This window comes from Streptococcus sp. A12, from assembly GCF_905372335.1.
Taxonomy (GTDB): domain Bacteria; phylum Bacillota; class Bacilli; order Lactobacillales; family Streptococcaceae; genus Streptococcus.
Genome location: NZ_CAJPOU010000012.1, coordinates 1 through 16,464, shown reverse-complemented (window position 1 = coordinate 16,464; position 16,464 = coordinate 1). Strand labels below are relative to the sequence as shown.

General features: G+C 40.8%; 17 protein-coding genes and 1 pseudogene. 3 read left to right on the top strand and 15 right to left on the bottom strand.

The features are described from left to right. Window positions 1-75 precede the first annotated feature (75 nt). The 14 genes from QZ158_RS02895 to QZ158_RS02830 all read right to left on the bottom strand — a co-directional run bounded on the left by QZ158_RS02895 (window position 76) and on the right by QZ158_RS02830 (window position 12,429). Window positions 76-2,283: a secretion protein gene (locus tag QZ158_RS02895; RefSeq protein ID WP_154858020.1), complete on the bottom strand. Its 2,208-nt coding sequence runs from the start codon at window positions 2,281-2,283 to the stop codon at window positions 76-78. 129 nt (window positions 2,284-2,412) lie between these two features. After that, window positions 2,413-3,129: a tRNA (guanosine(37)-N1)-methyltransferase TrmD gene (gene trmD, locus QZ158_RS02890; RefSeq protein WP_154858018.1), complete on the bottom strand. Its 717-nt coding sequence runs from the start codon at window positions 3,127-3,129 to the stop codon at window positions 2,413-2,415. Further along, window positions 3,119-3,637: a ribosome maturation factor RimM gene (gene rimM / locus QZ158_RS02885; RefSeq protein ID WP_023023341.1), complete on the bottom strand. Its 519-nt coding sequence runs from the start codon at window positions 3,635-3,637 to the stop codon at window positions 3,119-3,121. The genes trmD and rimM overlap by 11 nt, the downstream gene beginning before the upstream one ends. Before the next feature lie 35 nt (window positions 3,638-3,672). Beyond that, window positions 3,673-4,455, bottom strand: coding sequence for an alpha/beta hydrolase (locus tag QZ158_RS02880; protein WP_048716108.1), 783 nt, complete (start codon window positions 4,453-4,455; stop codon window positions 3,673-3,675). A gap of 75 nt (window positions 4,456-4,530) precedes the next feature. Next, on the bottom strand, window positions 4,531-4,863 hold the full coding sequence (locus tag QZ158_RS02875) for a MazG nucleotide pyrophosphohydrolase domain-containing protein (protein WP_107849268.1): 333 nt from the start codon (window positions 4,861-4,863) through the stop codon (window positions 4,531-4,533). A gap of 42 nt (window positions 4,864-4,905) precedes the next feature. Beyond that, the gene (gene kphA, locus QZ158_RS02870) at window positions 4,906-5,145 is read right to left on the bottom strand and encodes an RNA-binding protein KphA (RefSeq protein ID WP_003001620.1); all 240 of its coding nucleotides are present in this window, start codon (window positions 5,143-5,145) and stop codon (window positions 4,906-4,908) included. A 19-nt stretch (window positions 5,146-5,164) separates the two neighbouring features. After that, on the bottom strand, window positions 5,165-5,437 hold the full coding sequence (gene rpsP, locus QZ158_RS02865; protein WP_006596292.1) for a 30S ribosomal protein S16: 273 nt from the start codon (window positions 5,435-5,437) through the stop codon (window positions 5,165-5,167). A 123-nt stretch (window positions 5,438-5,560) separates the two neighbouring features. Then, a complete protein-coding gene (locus tag QZ158_RS02860) occupies window positions 5,561-6,226 on the bottom strand; it encodes a hypothetical protein (protein WP_293874578.1) in 666 nt (221 codons plus the stop codon). A gap of 876 nt (window positions 6,227-7,102) precedes the next feature. Then, window positions 7,103-7,795 carry a YjjG family noncanonical pyrimidine nucleotidase gene (locus QZ158_RS02855; RefSeq protein WP_293874576.1) on the bottom strand — a complete coding sequence of 231 codons (693 nt, stop codon included), beginning with the start codon at window positions 7,793-7,795 and terminating at the stop codon, window positions 7,103-7,105. Next, on the bottom strand, window positions 7,795-8,289 hold the full coding sequence (locus QZ158_RS02850) for a YkgJ family cysteine cluster protein (RefSeq protein WP_293874574.1): 495 nt from the start codon (window positions 8,287-8,289) through the stop codon (window positions 7,795-7,797). Before QZ158_RS02850 ends, QZ158_RS02855 begins: the two co-directional genes overlap by 1 nt. 87 nt (window positions 8,290-8,376) lie before the next feature. Next, window positions 8,377-9,021, bottom strand: a complete 645-nt coding sequence (locus QZ158_RS02845; RefSeq protein WP_293874572.1) for a hypothetical protein — start codon at window positions 9,019-9,021, stop codon at window positions 8,377-8,379. Between the two features lie 286 nt (window positions 9,022-9,307). After that, a complete protein-coding gene (locus QZ158_RS02840) occupies window positions 9,308-9,967 on the bottom strand; it encodes a hypothetical protein (protein ID WP_293874570.1) in 660 nt (219 codons plus the stop codon). A 139-nt stretch (window positions 9,968-10,106) separates the two neighbouring features. Next, on the bottom strand, window positions 10,107-11,930 hold the full coding sequence (lepA, locus tag QZ158_RS02835) for a translation elongation factor 4 (RefSeq protein ID WP_293874568.1): 1,824 nt from the start codon (window positions 11,928-11,930) through the stop codon (window positions 10,107-10,109). Between the two features lie 61 nt (window positions 11,931-11,991). After that, complete coding sequence (locus QZ158_RS02830) at window positions 11,992-12,429, bottom strand: GNAT family N-acetyltransferase (protein WP_293874566.1); 438 nt, start codon at window positions 12,427-12,429, stop codon at window positions 11,992-11,994. A 197-nt stretch (window positions 12,430-12,626) separates the two neighbouring features. Between QZ158_RS02830 and QZ158_RS02825 the strand changes: the two genes are divergently transcribed. Genes QZ158_RS02825 through pepT form a run of 3 tightly spaced genes read left to right on the top strand, consistent with a single transcriptional unit; the run spans window position 12,627 to window position 15,429 of the window. Beyond that, window positions 12,627-13,379, top strand: a complete 753-nt coding sequence (locus QZ158_RS02825) for an XRE family transcriptional regulator (protein WP_293874564.1) — start codon at window positions 12,627-12,629, stop codon at window positions 13,377-13,379. After that, on the top strand, window positions 13,376-14,194 hold the full coding sequence (locus QZ158_RS02820) for a Cof-type HAD-IIB family hydrolase (protein ID WP_293874562.1): 819 nt from the start codon (window positions 13,376-13,378) through the stop codon (window positions 14,192-14,194). The genes QZ158_RS02825 and QZ158_RS02820 overlap by 4 nt, the downstream gene beginning before the upstream one ends. Window positions 14,195-14,208: 14 nt before the next feature. Then, window positions 14,209-15,429: a peptidase T gene (pepT, locus tag QZ158_RS02815; protein WP_293874560.1), complete on the top strand. Its 1,221-nt coding sequence runs from the start codon at window positions 14,209-14,211 to the stop codon at window positions 15,427-15,429. Between the two features lie 336 nt (window positions 15,430-15,765). Here pepT and QZ158_RS02810 read toward each other — a convergent pair. After that, window positions 15,766-16,464 (bottom strand): annotated as a pseudogene (locus QZ158_RS02810) (carbamoyl-phosphate synthase large subunit); the annotation flags it as partial.

Here is a 16,464-nt window from a genome sequence, read left to right as displayed (position 1 = left end):
CAACTGTGCGGAGGTGGGACGACGAAATCGAATTCTTACGAATTACCGATTTCTGTCCCACTCTCACTTTAACAACTAGTCATCTTTTTTAAACCCAAGCCCTCGGAACCATTTGGATAATCCCTTTTTACTTTTGTGTTCGTCTTTTCCAGTAGCTTTCTCAAGGTTAGCTTCGTCTTGTAAATGATCTTCTGATTGAGTAGAAGCAAGTAACGAAACCTGGGCCTGATTAGTAACTTCTTCCTCTCCTGCTACTGCAGATTTATTTTCATCCTCATTTGACTGAATTTTCTCAATCCGACTCCTAAACTCACTAGCTTCTTTTTGATAAGCCATAAAACTTGCAAAGGCTGTTTCAAATTCTACTTTTTTCTCTTCGAGTTCCGCTTTTGCGGAAGCCACCAAGGCCTGGGCATCAACTAGCAGTTCAGATGAATTGGTAAACAGTTTTAGGTGACCTTTGGCTTGCGTTAATTGTTTTTGAGCGATTTGAAGTTGGGTATGCGCTCCTTCAAGCTTAGATGCAGTCTCTTTCGCTGCATTCTGTAACGCTTCTAATTGCTTTTTATCTTCTTCTAATGCTAGAGTGACATTTTTCAAGGCTTCTTCTTTCGGGCTAATACTACCTTGTATCCGAGCTCGTGATACTGCCAGTGAGTTCTCCGCTTCCTTGACTTCTATCGTCGCAGCCTGCCATTTCTTAATCGCTGAAGCTAGGTTACGTTGTGCACGCGCCAATAGTTGCTCATGACTTGCAAGAGAATTCTTGACATCGAATAAATGCCCAGAAAGGATATTGATGCGGGATTCTTGATTAATCTTTTCGACCTTTAGGCTCTCCAATGTATTTTTTACAGCCTTCACATCTGCTTTTGTCGTCCTTGCATTGGCAACTTTTCTCATCCACTTGGTCAGTTCTTCACTGGTATAAAGCGGACTACCTTCTTCAAAGAAAGCTGCTTGAGATACTTCTAAATCTGGATCATAGGCTACTGAAATGGCCTTGTATTGATTCCCCATCATGTGGACATAGTGGCCAACCTTAGCAAATAGCTCCGGTCCCACTTTTCTGAAGATCTGACTAGGATTTAGCTGACTTTCAGCCGTCGGTAAATTGAATTGCTTGGCTAATTGACGATAGTGGTCTTTTTCACTATACCAGAAGGCAATCGCTTCTCTAGGTCGATAGCCCCAAGCAACATTCTCATTCTCTTGGTAACTGGACAAGGCTTGTCGATGATTTACATAACACTCTGTTTGAAGTTGACTAGCAGGTAGTTGATAAGGAGCCACCAAGAGCTCCTCTAAACCAGCCTGGCGACGGTACTGATTAATCGTATCTACGATTTCTAACGCTTTTAAGACATTATCTAATCTAGCGACCTTTCCACCTGCCAGCTGCTCCTCTTCACTCCTACGGCGATAAAGAGACAAGGCTTCGACAGCGCCTTGGTCACCCGACTTGATCCACTCTTGAAGCAAACCCTCATAGCTTTCCTGTTGAAGATTGATGGGACTTAGCATTGCCGCTTCACGGACCTGTTCTAACTCCACTTCTTTTAGGGAAATTTGATGGGCTAGTCGCTCAATTTTCTCCTGTGCGCCAGCAATCTCACTGGAAACCTGCTTTAAGACCTGGGGCACATTGGCATGAGTTTCTGTTAGATTAACCACTAATGCTTGAGCTATTTTTAATTCGTTTTGCGCCTGCTCCTCTTTTTGCTGTGCGTTGGCTAATACTGTCTCATCGTTCTGGATGGGTTGTTTGGCTTTTCTCAATTCATTACCTGCAATATCTACAAGTAATTGTTGGGCAGCGATTTTATTCTCTTGATTCTTGATGGCAGAACGGACTTGGCGATCGGCTTCTGTTGCTTGGCGTACCTTGTCTTCTTCTAAAGTAACAACTGCTTTAGCAACTGCAACTTCATTTTCAGTTTTGCCAATGGAGCTTTGATTGGAGTCTTGAATCCTTTTTTCAGTATTCTGTAAGTTCGCTTCAGCAGCTTCAAGACCAGACTTGGCTACATTGTATTCAGATTGAGCCTGATTCAAGAGCAAACGTTGGTCTTCTACTCTTTTTTCAGCTTTTGCTAACTGTTCATTTAAGATATCCATATCCATAAAACTTGAATCCATTCCAGTCATATCCGTCGACTGCTGATCCCCAGCATCCTTCTGAGTGATCTCCTCCGCTTGCGCCTTATGTCCAGCCAAACCTGAAAAGAGGGTTGTCGCAGCGACACCCGTTGTAAAGACTGATTTTCCTATTCTTTTGCCCATTGCAATTCCCACCAAAACTTTATCATTTCTCTTCTCTCTTCATAAGAATACCACATTTTGTTACTAATAACTAGTAGGATGGGAAAGATTTTTTTAAATTTTAGGGCAAAAGAAAAACAGCAAAGGCTGTTAGTCTTCCTGTTTAATTTGCTCCAACATCTTCTCTTCTTCTGCTGTCAATTCATAGTTTTCTAGCAGATCAGGGCGACGCTCCAAGGTCTTTTTCAAACTCTGATAGAGACGCCATTGACGGATCTTTTCATGGTGGCCACTCATGAGGACATCTGGAACCGTCATTCCTCTGTATTCATAAGGCCGTGTGTATTGAGGATATTCCAGAAGACCAGACGAGAAACTATCATCCTGGTGGCTGGACTCTTTTCCAATCACTTCTGGAATCAAGCGGACTGTCGCATCAATCATGGTCATAGCAGCAAGTTCCCCACCTGTCAGGACATAATCCCCCAGCGAAATCTCATCTGTTACCAAGGTCTTGATCCGCTCGTCGTAGCCTTCATAGTGGCCACAGATAAAGATCAATTCTTCTTCCTGAGCTAACTCTTCTGCATAGGCTTGGTCAAAGGTCCGACCAGCAGGGTCCAGTAAGATCACGCGCGGGTTCTTTTTCTCAATGGCATCATAGGCATCAAAAATCGGCTGCGCTCGTAGAAGCATCCCTTGTCCGCCACCATAGGGCTCATCATCCACATGGCGCGCCTTTTCAGCATTTTCACGGAAATTATGGTAGTTAATCTCGAGGAGTCCCTTTTCACGCGCCTTGCCGACGATCGAGTGCTCCAAAGGCGAAAACATCTCTGGAAAGAGGGTTAAAATATCAATCTTCATCGTCTAACCCTTCTAAGATGTCCACATCGACCCGATTACCCGGGATATCGATATTGAGCACCACTGGTGGGATATAAGGCAAGAGAAGGTCACGTTTACCTTTGCGTTTAACGACCCAGACGTCATTGGCACCTGGTTGCAGGATTTCCTTGATTTGACCGATTAGTTGGTCATTTTCGTAAACATCAAGGCCGATGATCTCATGGTAATAGAATTCGCCCTCATCTAAATCCGTCAAGTCTTCTTCCGCAACCTTAAGGCTAAAGCCCTTGAACTTTTCAATAGCATTGATATGGTACATATCCTTAAACTTGATGATATCGAAGTTCTTGTGCTTACGGTGGCTAGCAATGGTCACTGTTTGGACAAACTGATCCTTCTCATCAAAGAGGGCCAATTCAGCTCCTTTTTTAAAGCGTTCTTCTGCAAAGTCTGTCACAGACAAGACCCGCATCTCTCCTTGTAAGCCTTGGGTATTGACAATTTTCCCAACGTTAAAATAATTCATGATTTCACTACATTCCTCTTTTAATTAATTTATCTTTACAGTTCTCTAATAAGAGTTGCAATTTTTTCCGATTCTGACCAGTGTAGATAGTGGTGGTTTCCACCTAGAATGAGTTTCGTATTTGAATTCCAATATTCTGAATCTCTGTACTCTTTTTCTCTGTACGCCTGACAAAATACGAAAACAGGAATATTATCTGCTAAGGTCAAACTATCAAAATCTTCAGCGGTAATATTTACTGATATCTGAAATCCAGGAACTTGCTTTTCCAATTCTAAGCCCTTTTCTTCCATCAATTCCCAAATCAGTCTATCAGTTTCAGGTTCAAATGTTGCATGAGTTAGTCCCTTAAAATAATTTTCCGGACCACATTCTTCAATCATCCTCATTTGCTCTTCCATTTCTGGATAAGGATTTTTTGAAAAATCAGCAAACATTATATTTTTTGTTGTTGGTTCAATTGCTATCAAAGCTTGACACTTAATTGGTTTACTCAGTAACTTTAAAGCCAAAACACCACTTAAACTATGAACACAAAGTATATAATCGGAAATTTCCAACCCTTTCAGGATTTCGAATACTGCTTCAACAAGATTGTCCAAATTAATTCCTGTTTGACTATGAATCGGACTCCTGCCTGTATTCGGAAAATCAATCGTTAAGTAACCTATTGAGGAAGGAAGTTTTTCAAGGATTGGTAGGAAATTTTCATAACTTGGTATCAAACCAGCACCATTTAAACAAACTAGTATTTTATTTCCCTTTTTATAAGTAACAGAGAGACAACCAATCTTTGTAGTTACTTCAAATCGGTTCATATCAAAATAACTCCTTCTAAACAACAATTCACTTAACATTCTTAGGTTTTATTTTATCACGTTCAATAGATTTTCTCAAATGGACTTTCTTGCTAAAAAGCCTTCCAAATCTTGTTCATGCTGATACTTGATGGCTGCCTTCTTGTCTTTTTCAAAAATGGTCTTCGTTAGGTCGATATGGTTGATAGCTGCAATTGCCACTGTGTAATGAATGATATCTGCCAACTCCTTTGCCAATACCTCGTTTGAATCTTGGACACCTTCTTTTCTACCTGAACGTCCATTTAAAACCTCAGCGACTTCTCCAACTTCTTCCACTAGTTTGATAAAAAGTCCTTCTTCTGTTCTAGATTGTTGATAATGATCAAGTAAGTATTCCTCTAGTTGTCTAACTGTTAAATCTCTCATTCCTTCTCCTTGCAACAAAAAAACGGGACAGAGTCCCGCCTTTTATTTTTCGTCAATAACGATTCTTACTTTTTTATCTTCAGTTGGGACAGAGTAGACAATCGTTCTTATCGCAGAAATGGTGCGACCTTTCCGACCGATCACTCGACCAACATCGCTAGGATCAAGGTCAAGGTGGTACTCCAAGAATTCAGGAGTATCTTCGATCTTGATGGTTAAGGCATCCGGTTGTGAAATCAAAGGTTTCACAATTGCAATAATAAGATTTTCAATCGTATCCATACATCAACCTACTTTTTGATTATTTTGAGAATTTAGAATCGTGGAATTTCTTCAAGACACCTTCTTTTGAAAGGATGTTGCGAACTGTATCTGAAGGTTGAGCTCCATCAGCCAACCATGCAAGAACGCGGTCTTCTTTCAAAGTTACTTGGTTTTCTTCAACAAGTGGATTGTAAGTTCCAACTGTTTCGATGAAACGTCCATCACGTGGTGAACGTGAATCTGCTACGTTGATACGGTAGTAAGGTTTTTTCTTAGAACCCATACGAGTCAAACGAATTTTAACTGCCATTTTTATAAGTCTCTTTTCTATATTTTAATTTTCGGTGAAATAGACAAGCTATTTAGCACATGTTCTATTATAACACATTTTATAGACCTGTCAAGAAAAAAACTTGACACTATTAAAAATTTTTTAATCGATTTCAAAGTAATAAGATCCTTCATCTTTGGAATCCGATTCAATAACATAGTTCCCAGGGGGAAGACCGGATACATCCAAGTGTTTCCCTTCAAATTCTTTGGCCAGGGAAGTCACTGTAACGGTAAAGGAAAACCCCTTAATTTGGCGGTAGGTAGCATAATCCAAGGTCAGAATCCCACGAAGATCCGTTGCTCCATCTTTCTCGGTAGCTAGCAAGTCTCTTGCTAACTGATCTTCAAAATCGGGATTTTGAATTGGTAACTGGAGACGAATCTCACTTACCTCGAGGCCCTGTTGATGGAATCGCTCTTTTATCTCTTGCTTTAATTGTTTAAATCCTTGAGATTCCGTAAAGGCTCTTTCGAAGAACGGAGCTACTAACCAACTGTTGTAATGTTGAGCCAGTTCTTCAGCCGTGTCATAATTTCTCCCAATTTCTTCTTTAGATAGGAGGCTTGCATAAAGAAAATCAAACTGAACCGTCTTACCCTCAACTCTTTCTTGATAGCTATAGGCATATTTGGTCGACAGACCATGGAATTCAGCTTCTTTAAAATGTAGGTCTCCTTTAAATCCCGCTTCCTGATAAAAGCCAGAAATTTGCTCTTGAATTTTCTTTTCTTCTTGATCGATTGGAAAGAAAAAAAAACAAGTCAAGAGTGTGACCGCTATGAAGAATGCAAGAAGCAGATAGAGAAACCATTTTTTAATGTTGAATGGTATTGTCTTAAATATATTCATGCATTTATGATACCAAAAAACTAGCCCGAGAGCTAGTTTGTAATGGAATGAAATTTGAACAAAGCTTGTTCAGGTTCTTAAAGAAACGCTTATATTTGATGTTCCTCCACATCACCGCTACATTCAATCCAGGGATATTGCTTCATCAGATAGGTCCAAAAATGATGCCACTCCTCTTTCTGATAGCTGATAGCGAGATAGTATTCCTTGTAGTCAAAATCCCTTAACACAAGAAAATACTTAGGAGGAAGAAGTGATTTGTTTCTACCAGAGTACCTACTATAACTATACTTTTGAAATTTCTGAAGTTGGATTTTCCAAATGTCCTCATCTATTCTCAGATAGTCGAAACAAGAGCGATAGGTTATCAAATAACCCTTATATACTAGTAACTTCAACCTCGGTTCACTAAATGTTGATTCCTTCTCTATCTCCAGCAAAGAGATTGATTCGTTCCATTGCTGCGAAAACTCTCTGCCTTTTCTGCTTGTTTTACAAATCAGACGAACAAATTCGAATACTTGCCGAATGAGAATGAAAGAAACCGTGCAGCCTAGCATTATCCACGCTCGAAACCCTTTTCTTTCCTGAACAGTAGCTTGGTCCCAATCCATCCCATTCAATAAGCATAACAAATAGAAAGCTGCACCAGCTAATAGGAGGATATAAGCTAGTTGAATAAGAAATTGAAAAAATAAATTTCTTCTAATCATTTAACCCCGTTTACATCTCCTTCTTTTCAGGTCAATTCCATTTCACCTCTAACTGAAAACAACTGGTATCAGTACTAGGCTAATCTTTTCGCAAGAGAGCCAATAACGCCTCATAAGAATCCACTTCATAAGTCGGCACTGCTGGACTGGTATTTTCTTTGTGATCCGGATTGTACCAGACGGTATCAATCCCAGCATCATTGCCACCAGCAATGTCCGCCGTCAAAGAATCGCCAATCATGAGAGCTTGTTCCTTGGCAAATCCTGGGATCAGGTTCGCGATTTTTTCGTAAAAGGCCACTTCCGGTTTTTGAGTTCCTAATTGTTCAGAGATGAAGATTTCTTTGAAATAAGGGGTGATGGAAGATTGCTTCAAACGCCCTTGCTGAATAGCAGTAATGCCGTTGGTAGCACCATAGAGCTTGTAACCTCTTTCTACTAGATTGGCTAACAAGTCTTCTGATCCTGGGAAAGTCTGTCCCTGTTGACTAATGTAGTCCTGGTAGCGCAAAGCCATCTCTTCACCATCTACCTCTCTGCTAAAATGAGCAAAGGCAATCGCAAACCGGCTGTTAATCAAGTCTTTCTTGCTAATCTTCTTTTGCTCCAAATCTTTCCAGAGGCCTTGATTCATGGGTTTGTAGTAATCCTTAAAGGCTTGGATATCTTGAACCCCCTGATCTTGCAGGAATTGTGTTAAGGCCACTTCCTCCGCTGTATCAAAGTCCAACAAGGTGTGGTCTAGGTCAAAAAGTAAAAATGTGTAAGTCATTACAAACGATCCTTCAATTTTTCTACAAATAAATAGGCTGCTGGGCAAGTGAGGGTATTCTTGATAGTCAGATGGTTGATCTGGTAGATTTTCTTGCGGTCTGTATGAGGAAATTCTCGGCAAGCCTTAGGACGCACATCGTAGATGGAACAGAGATTATCACCACCCAAGAAAGGGCAAGGCATGGATTTAAAAACCTTATCTCCATCTTCATCGACTTGAAGAAATTCCGCCTCAAAAGCGGGAAGCTTCATCTTGAAATACTTGGCGATGCGCGTGATATCTGCTTCCTTAAAATCGGGTCCTAGGGTCTTACAGCAGTTGGCACAGGCAGTACAATCAATTTCTTGAAAGACTTCATCGTGAATCTCTTGGGCTATTTTATCTAAATTTTTAGGAGGCTTCTTTTTCAGATTTGCCAATACCTTGCGGTGCTGCTTTTGTTTCTGGAGCGCTAACTGATGGTATTTTTCTAAGTCAATTTCTTGAGTCATAAACTACTTTCTAATTGCTAAATGGATAAGAGCATTATACCATAGAGGCCGTAAAAAAAGATAGATTCATCAATCTATCTTCTTTCATTAATCCGTCACGGCACCTGTTCCATCAAGGCTCCAAGTGTTTTCTACATAAGGAGTAAATTGAGTTATTGTTTTCTCAAATCCTTCAACAACAATCAAATAAACCTTATCATCTTTTTGGAATACCCATCCAGCAACCTGCAGGCCTGATTTGAGAAATATATGTATTTTAAGTGATACATTTCCTCCAACGGTCGTCGTAGACCTTGTCTTTTTCTCAACTAGTTTAGAGTCATTCCACCTAGTCTCAAACCTTTGAGCAATCAGATCTGCACTAAATTCCACTCCTTCAGCTACATTTGCTTTTTCTCTAGTAGCAGCATTTAAAACAATAATATTGAAAGCGTTTTTATCTGTATACTGAATATTATCCCCGACTTGGATACTATCATTCTTTACCCAGTCACTCGGGATATTGACATAGCCAAAATCTGCTGAACCGATTCGTTTAGTTTTTACATCCACTTTATCACTATCTGATATTTCTTTCTCTAACTTGCTACTTGATGTTGTAGTCTCTTTCACCACATTCGTGGAACTAGATGATGCCAATGTTTTACTAGACTCTTTCTTTGGACTGGTACAAGCAAAGAGACTAACAACAGACAAAAACGTAACTGATGCCAGTAGGAACTTATTTTTCATCTTTCTCTCCTCTATGATATATTATATACACTAGTCTAACATCTTATACTCTATTCTAAAAGGACCATTTAAATTTCTTACCAAAAAAACAAGAACTAATTCAAACTGATGAACTGTTTGAATTAGTCCCTGCTTTGTTAAGGATATACAACCTGAGAGATTCTTTGCTAACCAGGTTGCAAGAAGTTGATTATTTCAAAATGCAGTACTTCATCACAGCTTCTCAAATTCCATCTATCAACTATCGAAAATTGGTCAAAACGAAAGAAATTTCCTCACGAATCTGTTAGGCTTTTGGACCTTTCTCATCCAAACTCCATGTTTCCTCAATGTAAGGAATGAATTGAGCCAAGGTCTCTGGATCGCCTTCAAAAGACATCAAGTATACCTTATCATCCTTTTGGAAGACCCAAGTAATGAGGTACTGTCCAGATTTAAGGATAATATTGAGCTGCAAGGCTTCATTCCCTGAGACAGTGGTCTTCGCTCCCCACATTTTCTCTACTTCTTTATTGTCATTCCAATAGTATGCAATTCGGTTCGCAATCAACTCTGCGTTAAAGACTTCCCCCTCACCGACATTTGCTTTCTCTTTGGTATACCCGTTCATCGTAACAATATTGTAGGCACTTCCATCTGTAAATTGAATGCTGTCTCCGCCATCTATATCTGTAAATTTAATCCACTTGCTTGGGATATCGATATAACCATAATCTGCAGAACCAACCCGCTTGGTTTCGACAGAACTCTTGATATCATCTGATGATTTTGACTCTACCTTGCTAGAAGTCTTTTTACTAGAGGATTTTTTACTCTTTTTTACCACCTCAGTGGAACTAGATTCAGATGACAATGGTTTTCTAGACTCTTTTTTAGGTGTGCTACAAGCTACAAGGGCAACAGCTGATAAGACCGAGAAAGTCGCTAGTAGGAACTTATTTTTCATCTTTCCTCTCCTTTGTGATGGGTTTTGATACCTCTAGTTTATCACGTTCAATGAAGATTTGAAAGCGTTATTTGTCTAGTCCGATACAAAAACGCCCCTAGCGGGACGTTTGATTTGTTGGAATATTTCAAAGAGAAGCTTACTCCTCATCCATTGACAGAACTGACAAGAAGGCTTCCTGTGGTACTTCTACAGATCCGATAGCTTTCATCCGTTTCTTACCGGCCTTTTGTTTTTCAAGAAGCTTACGTTTCCGTGAGACGTCCCCACCATAACACTTGGCCAGGACGTTCTTACGAAGGGCCTTGATATCTGTACGGGCAACGATCTTATGACCGATGGCTGCTTGGATAGGCACTTCAAACTGTTGACGAGGGATAATCTTTTTGAGCTTCTCAACGATCAATTTCCCACGTTCATAGGCAAAGTCCTTGTGAACGATAAAGCTGAGGGCATCGACGGTATCTCCATTAAGAAGGATATCCATTTTAACCAATTTAGATGGACGGTATTCAGACAACTCATAGTCAAAGCTCGCGTAGCCACGAGTAGAGGATTTCAATTTATCAAAGAAATCAAAGACAATTTCAGCTAGTGGGATTTGATAGATGACATTAACCCGATTTTCATCGATGTAGTCCATGGTTACAAAGTCCCCACGTTTGCGTTGGGCCAATTCCATGACAGCTCCGACAAACTCTTGCGGCACCATGATTTGCGCTTTGACATAAGGTTCTTCGATTGAAACAATCTTGGTTGGATCTGGAAACTCAGATGGGTTGGACACATCTAGCACTTCTCCGTCTGTCAAATTGACCTTATAGATTACAGACGGCGCTGTCATGATCAAGTCAATATTGAACTCGCGCTCCAAGCGTTCCTGGATAACGTCCATATGAAGGAGACCCAAGAAACCACAACGGAAACCAAAACCAAGGGCTTGAGATGTTTCAGGCTCAAATTGGAGACTAGCATCATTCAATTGCAACTTCTCCAAAGCTTCCCGAAGATCATTGTATTTGTTTGATTCGATTGGGTAAAGACCGGCAAAGACCATTGGGTTCATTTGCTTGTAACCATGAAGGGGCTCACTTGCTGGATTGGTCGCTAGGGTCACTGTATCCCCGACACGGGTGTCCGCAACGGTTTTGATAGAGGCCGCAATATAGCCAACGTCCCCAGTCGCAAGGAAATCACGTCCAACAGCTTTAGGAGTAAAGATCCCTACCTCTGTCACATCAAAGGTCTTGCCATTGCTCATCAACTGGATGGTGTCGCTAGGCTTCACCATACCATTGACCACCCGAACTTGAAGGATAACTCCACGATATGGGTCATATACTGAGTCAAAGATCAAGGCTTGCAATGGAGCAGCAACATCCCCAGTCGGAGCTGGAACTTTCTCGACGATTTGTTCCAAAATCTCTTCAATCCCGATACCAGCCTTGGCGGAAGCTAGGACTGCCTCACTGGCATCCAGACCAATGACATCTTCTACTTCTGTGCGCACCCGTTCTGGATCGGCAGCAGGCAAATCGATTTTATTGATCACTGGCAGGATTTCCAAATCGTTATCCAAAGCCAGGTAAACATTGGCTAGGGTCTGAGCTTCAATCCCTTGAGCCGCATCCACTACGAGAATGGCCCCCTCACAGGCAGCCAGCGAACGAGAAACCTCATAAGTAAAGTCCACGTGTCCTGGGGTGTCAATCAAGTGGAAGATGTAAGTTTCCCCATCTTTAGCCGTGTAATTCAACTCAATGGCATTCAACTTGATGGTAATCCCACGTTCCCGTTCCAAATCCATGCTGTCCAAGAGCTGGGCTTGCATTTCCCGACTAGAAACGGTCTCAGTTTTTTCTAAGATTCGGTCCGCCAAAGTTGACTTTCCGTGGTCAATATGGGCGATAATGGAGAAGTTCCGAATCTTCTCTTGTCGTTTCTTTAATTCTTCTAAATTCATTTTTTCATCCTTATAAAACTATTCAGTATATTATAACAAAAAAGATAGGCCTTTGCCTATCTTAATCCATTATTTTCAAAAATCGCTTCTGTGTTTTATTTCCTTCATAGCCTATATGTTCATAAAAAACATGGGCTTCTTTACGATGAGAGGCAGAACTCAAACGAATAAAGGAAAAGTTATGAGTTCGAGCTAGAGCTTCAACTCGCTCCATCAATTGCCGACCAATCCCACATCCTTGGGCAGAAGGAAAAACAGCAAGTCCTAAAATATTTAAACCTGGATCGCTATATATACTCTCATAGGCTTCTGCTTCGACATAGCCTAAAATATTCCCAGTTTGGTCCTCTTCGTAAACAAAGCAAAAGTGACCCGAATCTTGCTGATTAAACTTATCAATCTGAGCCGAAACTTTCTCAACAGTTGAATCATACCCCAATGCCTGGTGGCACAAATCACGAATTTGACCTGCATCTTTAATTTGAACGGTCCGAATCATACTTCAACCTCCATGAAGTCTTTTTCTTTATTTTAGACCTTATACCTAAAATTATCAAGTTTTACAATATATTAATAGAATATTTTGGATTTCTATTTAATTCGAATTAAAATAATTAATGAACAATAAAGGATTTCTATTTACATTTTCGATTTAATTCGCTATAATGAGTTATAATGTAAAAGGAGGTGAAGCTCTTGGCAAGAGGACGTGGAAAAGCAAGCCCACAAGATAAAGAGGCTTTGCGCATTATTTCCGAAAAAATAAGAGAACTATTAAAGGTTCAAAATAAGAAACAGGTCGATTTATCTCGTACTACTGGTATCCCAGCTAGTACTTTGACTGGCTATGTAAAAGGGACTTCTCTCCCAGTCAGTGAGAACTTAGAAAAGATTGCTAGCTTCTTTGAAATACCCATCTCTGACCTAGATCCTCGTTATGGACAACCAGATACCTTGGAGGATTCTAAGATTGAGTTTATCTATAAGCAACTGGATGAGGATTTTCAAGATTCACTCTTAGAGGAAGCCAATCGCTTGTTGGTTTTACAGGCTGAACGGAAACGTATCGAGAAGAAATACACACCATATACGGTCTTCGACAGTTATGCTGCAAGTCAAAGTGCTTCTAAGGGAGATTTGGTTTGGTTTGATCAAAAACTAGCCTATGATCTAGCACTTTGGATTCATACAGACTCGCTGGAACCTAAATATCCAAAGGGATCTGTTGCCCTAATCAAGCAAACTTTCTACGATACTGCTGGTGCTATCTATGCTATTGAGTACGATGGGCAAACCTTGATCAAGCGTGTCTTTCGTGAGGCCCAAGGGATTCGTCTCGTTTCCCTCAATAAAAAGTATAGTGATAAGATTATTCCTTTAGAAGAGGAGCCGAGAGTCATCGGTAAAGTCATTGCTAGCTTTCAACCAGCTAAGGAGGACGAGCTATGATTCGATTAGTTGCTATTGATTTAGATGGGACCCTTTTATCACCAGACAAAACCATTAGTCCTGCTAATAAGCAGGCTCTTTTGGATGCTGAAGCTGCTGGTGTACACGTCGTTATCTGTACAGGTCGCCCTCTCTCTGGTGTACGTCCAATTTTTGAAGAAATTGGCTTCAAAAGTAATCACTCCTACTCTGTGATTAATAATGGTTGTACAACTGTTAAATCATCAGATTGGTCCGTCATCAGTTATAATGCCTTATCTGAAGAAGATTTGGGTTATCTCGATCAGTTGACGCAGGAGATTCATCCTCAATTAAGTTTATTCGATTTAAATCGCTATATCATTCTAAATCAGGAACCTTCTGAAATAGCTATAATGGATGCTAGCATCGTTTATGCAGTCCCCGTGTCACTTGGCCTTGAAGAGGTCCTTAAGGCACAACCGATTTTCCAAGGAATGTTTATCGATCAGAAAGAGCAGATTGATGTCTTTCAAGAAACCTATGAAGAAGTATTAGCCCAGCGCTTCCACACTATTCGCTCCCAACCGATCCTATTTGAGATCCTTCCTAAAGGGGTAAATAAAGCGACCGGCTTAAAGGCACTGGCTGAATACTTGGGAATACCAAGGCAAGAGGTCATGGCTATAGGGGATGAGAACAACGATATTGAAATGATTGAGTACGCGGGTCTTGGAGTTGCTATGGGCAATGCTCCAGCTGCTATCAAAGCCTTGGCTGATGTCACTACCACTTCTAACGAAGAAGACGGTGTCGCTACTGCTATCAAGCGCTATGTTTTACAAGCACAGAACTAGAAAAGGAAAAACAAATGAAATACCCAACATTATTAGATCGTTTTTTAACCTATGTCAAAGTCAACACTCGCTCTGATGAGACTTCTACAACAACTCCTAGTACACCTTCTCAAGTAGAGTTTGCAAAGAATGTACTGCTTCCTGAAATGGAACGAGTTGGACTGCAAAATGTCTACTACCTTCCAAATGGTTTTGCTATCGGAACGCTACCATCGAACGATCCAAGTCTCACCCGAAAAATTGGCTTCATCTCACATATGGATACAGCTGACTTCAATGCTGAGAATATCAGCCCTCAAGTCATCGAAAACTATGATGGTGGCGCTATTCCTCTTGGTGATTCTGCTTATTCACTAGATCCAGCCGACTTTGCTAACCTCCATAACTACAAAGGTCAAACCTTGATCACTACTGACGGTACGACCCTTCTTGGTGCAGATGACAAATCAGGGATTGCTGAGATTATGACAGCCATCGAATACTTGAATGCTCATCCAGAAATCAAACACTGCGAAATCCGAGTTGGCTTTGGACCAGATGAAGAAATCGGAGTCGGAGCAGATAAGTTTGATGCAGAAGATTTCAATGTAGACTTCGCTTATACAGTGGACGGTGGTCCTCTTGGTGAATTGCAATACGAAACCTTCTCTGCTGCAGGAGCTGAAATTACCTTTAAAGGGCGCAATGTGCACCCAGGTACTGCTAAGAACCAAATGGTCAATGCCCTCCAGTTAGCCTTTGACTTCCACAATCAACTCCCTGAAGAAGACCGCCCTGAAAAAACAGATGTCTACCAAGGCTTCTTCCATTTGATGAATATCGAGGGGACTGTTGAGGAAGCGCATGCTAGCTACATTATCCGTGACTTCGAGACTGAGAACTTTGAAGCCCGTAAAGCCATGATGGAAGACATCGCAAGCAAGATGAACCAAGAACTTGGTGCCGAACGTGTTCTCTTGACCCTTAAAGACCAGTACTACAACATGAAACAGGTCATCGAGAAAGATATGACACCAGTCAACCTAGCTAAGGAAGTCATGGAAGATTTGGGCATTACGCCAATCATCGAACCTATCCGCGGTGGTACAGACGGTTCTAAGATTTCCTTTATGGGAATTCCAACTCCAAACCTTTTCGCTGGTGGCGAAAATATGCATGGTCGCTTTGAATACGTCAGCCTTCAAACCATGGAACGTGCAGTGGATACCATCATCGGAATTGTTAGCCATTCCTAATCCAGTGTTTTGTTTTTAAAATTTCTTCTGTTAAAATAACCAAAGAATTTCAGATAAAATATTTAATCTACTTGGAAACTTTCCTTAGGTGAGTACGGACGTCAGCGAACTTCCAAGAAGTTCCATGACTTAGTTTTGAGCCTAAGGTCTCAAAACTCCCGAGTGCCTGAAACAAAATTGTTTCAGGCACTTTTCTCACTGCGGAAAGTTTTAGAACTACTTAACTGAATCAAAAAATGAGCTCATGTTTTTAAATAGTCAGCTAACTATTTTATATAATAAACAGTTTGTTTTTATCCTAAAAGAGCTTCGGATATCTTGACCGAAGCTCTTATTCTATTCATCCAAATATTCTACTTGACCAAACTGGCTGTTAATCTGGTCTTGGTAAGTCTCATAAATTGAGAGAGGGATTCGCAAGCAAGTATCTGCTGCATGTCCTGCAAAAGGACGATGTGTCAGAAGGGCTACTTTTCTTCCCTTTTCATGCTCCTGCTTCAAGTAATCAATCAGTCTAAGAATCTGGCTCGAATCTTCTAGAGCGCCTCGATCAACCAATAAGATCCATTGACTCCAATCTGGCGCCTCATCTTCGCCACAGATCGAAGTATAGTAAGAAACCTTTTCGCCAACTTGACCGAATCCAGCTGTTAAATCCAAAGGACGTAATTTTAGCTCAGGACATAGTTGCTCCTTCTCTTGTCGCTCATACAAGTAAAGATTATATAAAAACTGGAGATAAAACGGATCCATTCGACTCAGGTCACTCACTTCTTCCCTTTCGAATCCTCGATGAAACGCCTCTAAGATAGATGAAAAGCGATATGGCATTCGTTTGGCGATCCGTTGGATGAGTTCATCGTCCGAAACATCCTTCAGAATATGCTTAGGCCATTGATCCGAACCGAAATTTTCAACAGCTTGCTGATAGGCTTCTTCCAAACTAGTACCAAACCCATGAATTGCACCAACTGAATGAATTTGTGTATTGAGAACTTTTGTCACCTTTTCCATCGGAAAGACGGGTAGTTTAAA

Coding starts and splice junctions, on each gene's coding strand:
- QZ158_RS02895 (WP_154858020.1), bottom strand. CDS start 2,283: ATGGGCAAAAGAATAGGAAAATCAGTCTTTACAACGGGTGTCGCTGCG.
- trmD (WP_154858018.1), bottom strand. CDS start 3,129: ATGAAGATTGATATTTTAACCCTCTTTCCAGAGATGTTTTCGCCTTTG.
- rimM (WP_023023341.1), bottom strand. CDS start 3,637: ATGAATTATTTTAACGTTGGGAAAATTGTCAATACCCAAGGCTTACAA.
- QZ158_RS02880 (WP_048716108.1), bottom strand. CDS start 4,455: ATGAACCGATTTGAAGTAACTACAAAGATTGGTTGTCTCTCTGTTACT.
- QZ158_RS02875 (WP_107849268.1), bottom strand. CDS start 4,863: ATGAGAGATTTAACAGTTAGACAACTAGAGGAATACTTACTTGATCAT.
- kphA (WP_003001620.1), bottom strand. CDS start 5,145: ATGGATACGATTGAAAATCTTATTATTGCAATTGTGAAACCTTTGATT.
- rpsP (WP_006596292.1), bottom strand. CDS start 5,437: ATGGCAGTTAAAATTCGTTTGACTCGTATGGGTTCTAAGAAAAAACCT.
- QZ158_RS02855 (WP_293874576.1), bottom strand. CDS start 7,795: ATGACTTACACATTTTTACTTTTTGACCTAGACCACACCTTGTTGGAC.
- QZ158_RS02850 (WP_293874574.1), bottom strand. CDS start 8,289: ATGACTCAAGAAATTGACTTAGAAAAATACCATCAGTTAGCGCTCCAG.
- QZ158_RS02845 (WP_293874572.1), bottom strand. CDS start 9,021: ATGAAAAATAAGTTCCTACTGGCATCAGTTACGTTTTTGTCTGTTGTT.
- QZ158_RS02840 (WP_293874570.1), bottom strand. CDS start 9,967: ATGAAAAATAAGTTCCTACTAGCGACTTTCTCGGTCTTATCAGCTGTT.
- lepA (WP_293874568.1), bottom strand. CDS start 11,930: ATGAATTTAGAAGAATTAAAGAAACGACAAGAGAAGATTCGGAACTTC.
- QZ158_RS02830 (WP_293874566.1), bottom strand. CDS start 12,429: ATGATTCGGACCGTTCAAATTAAAGATGCAGGTCAAATTCGTGATTTG.
- QZ158_RS02820 (WP_293874562.1), top strand. CDS start 13,376: ATGATTCGATTAGTTGCTATTGATTTAGATGGGACCCTTTTATCACCA.
- pepT (WP_293874560.1), top strand. CDS start 14,209: ATGAAATACCCAACATTATTAGATCGTTTTTTAACCTATGTCAAAGTC.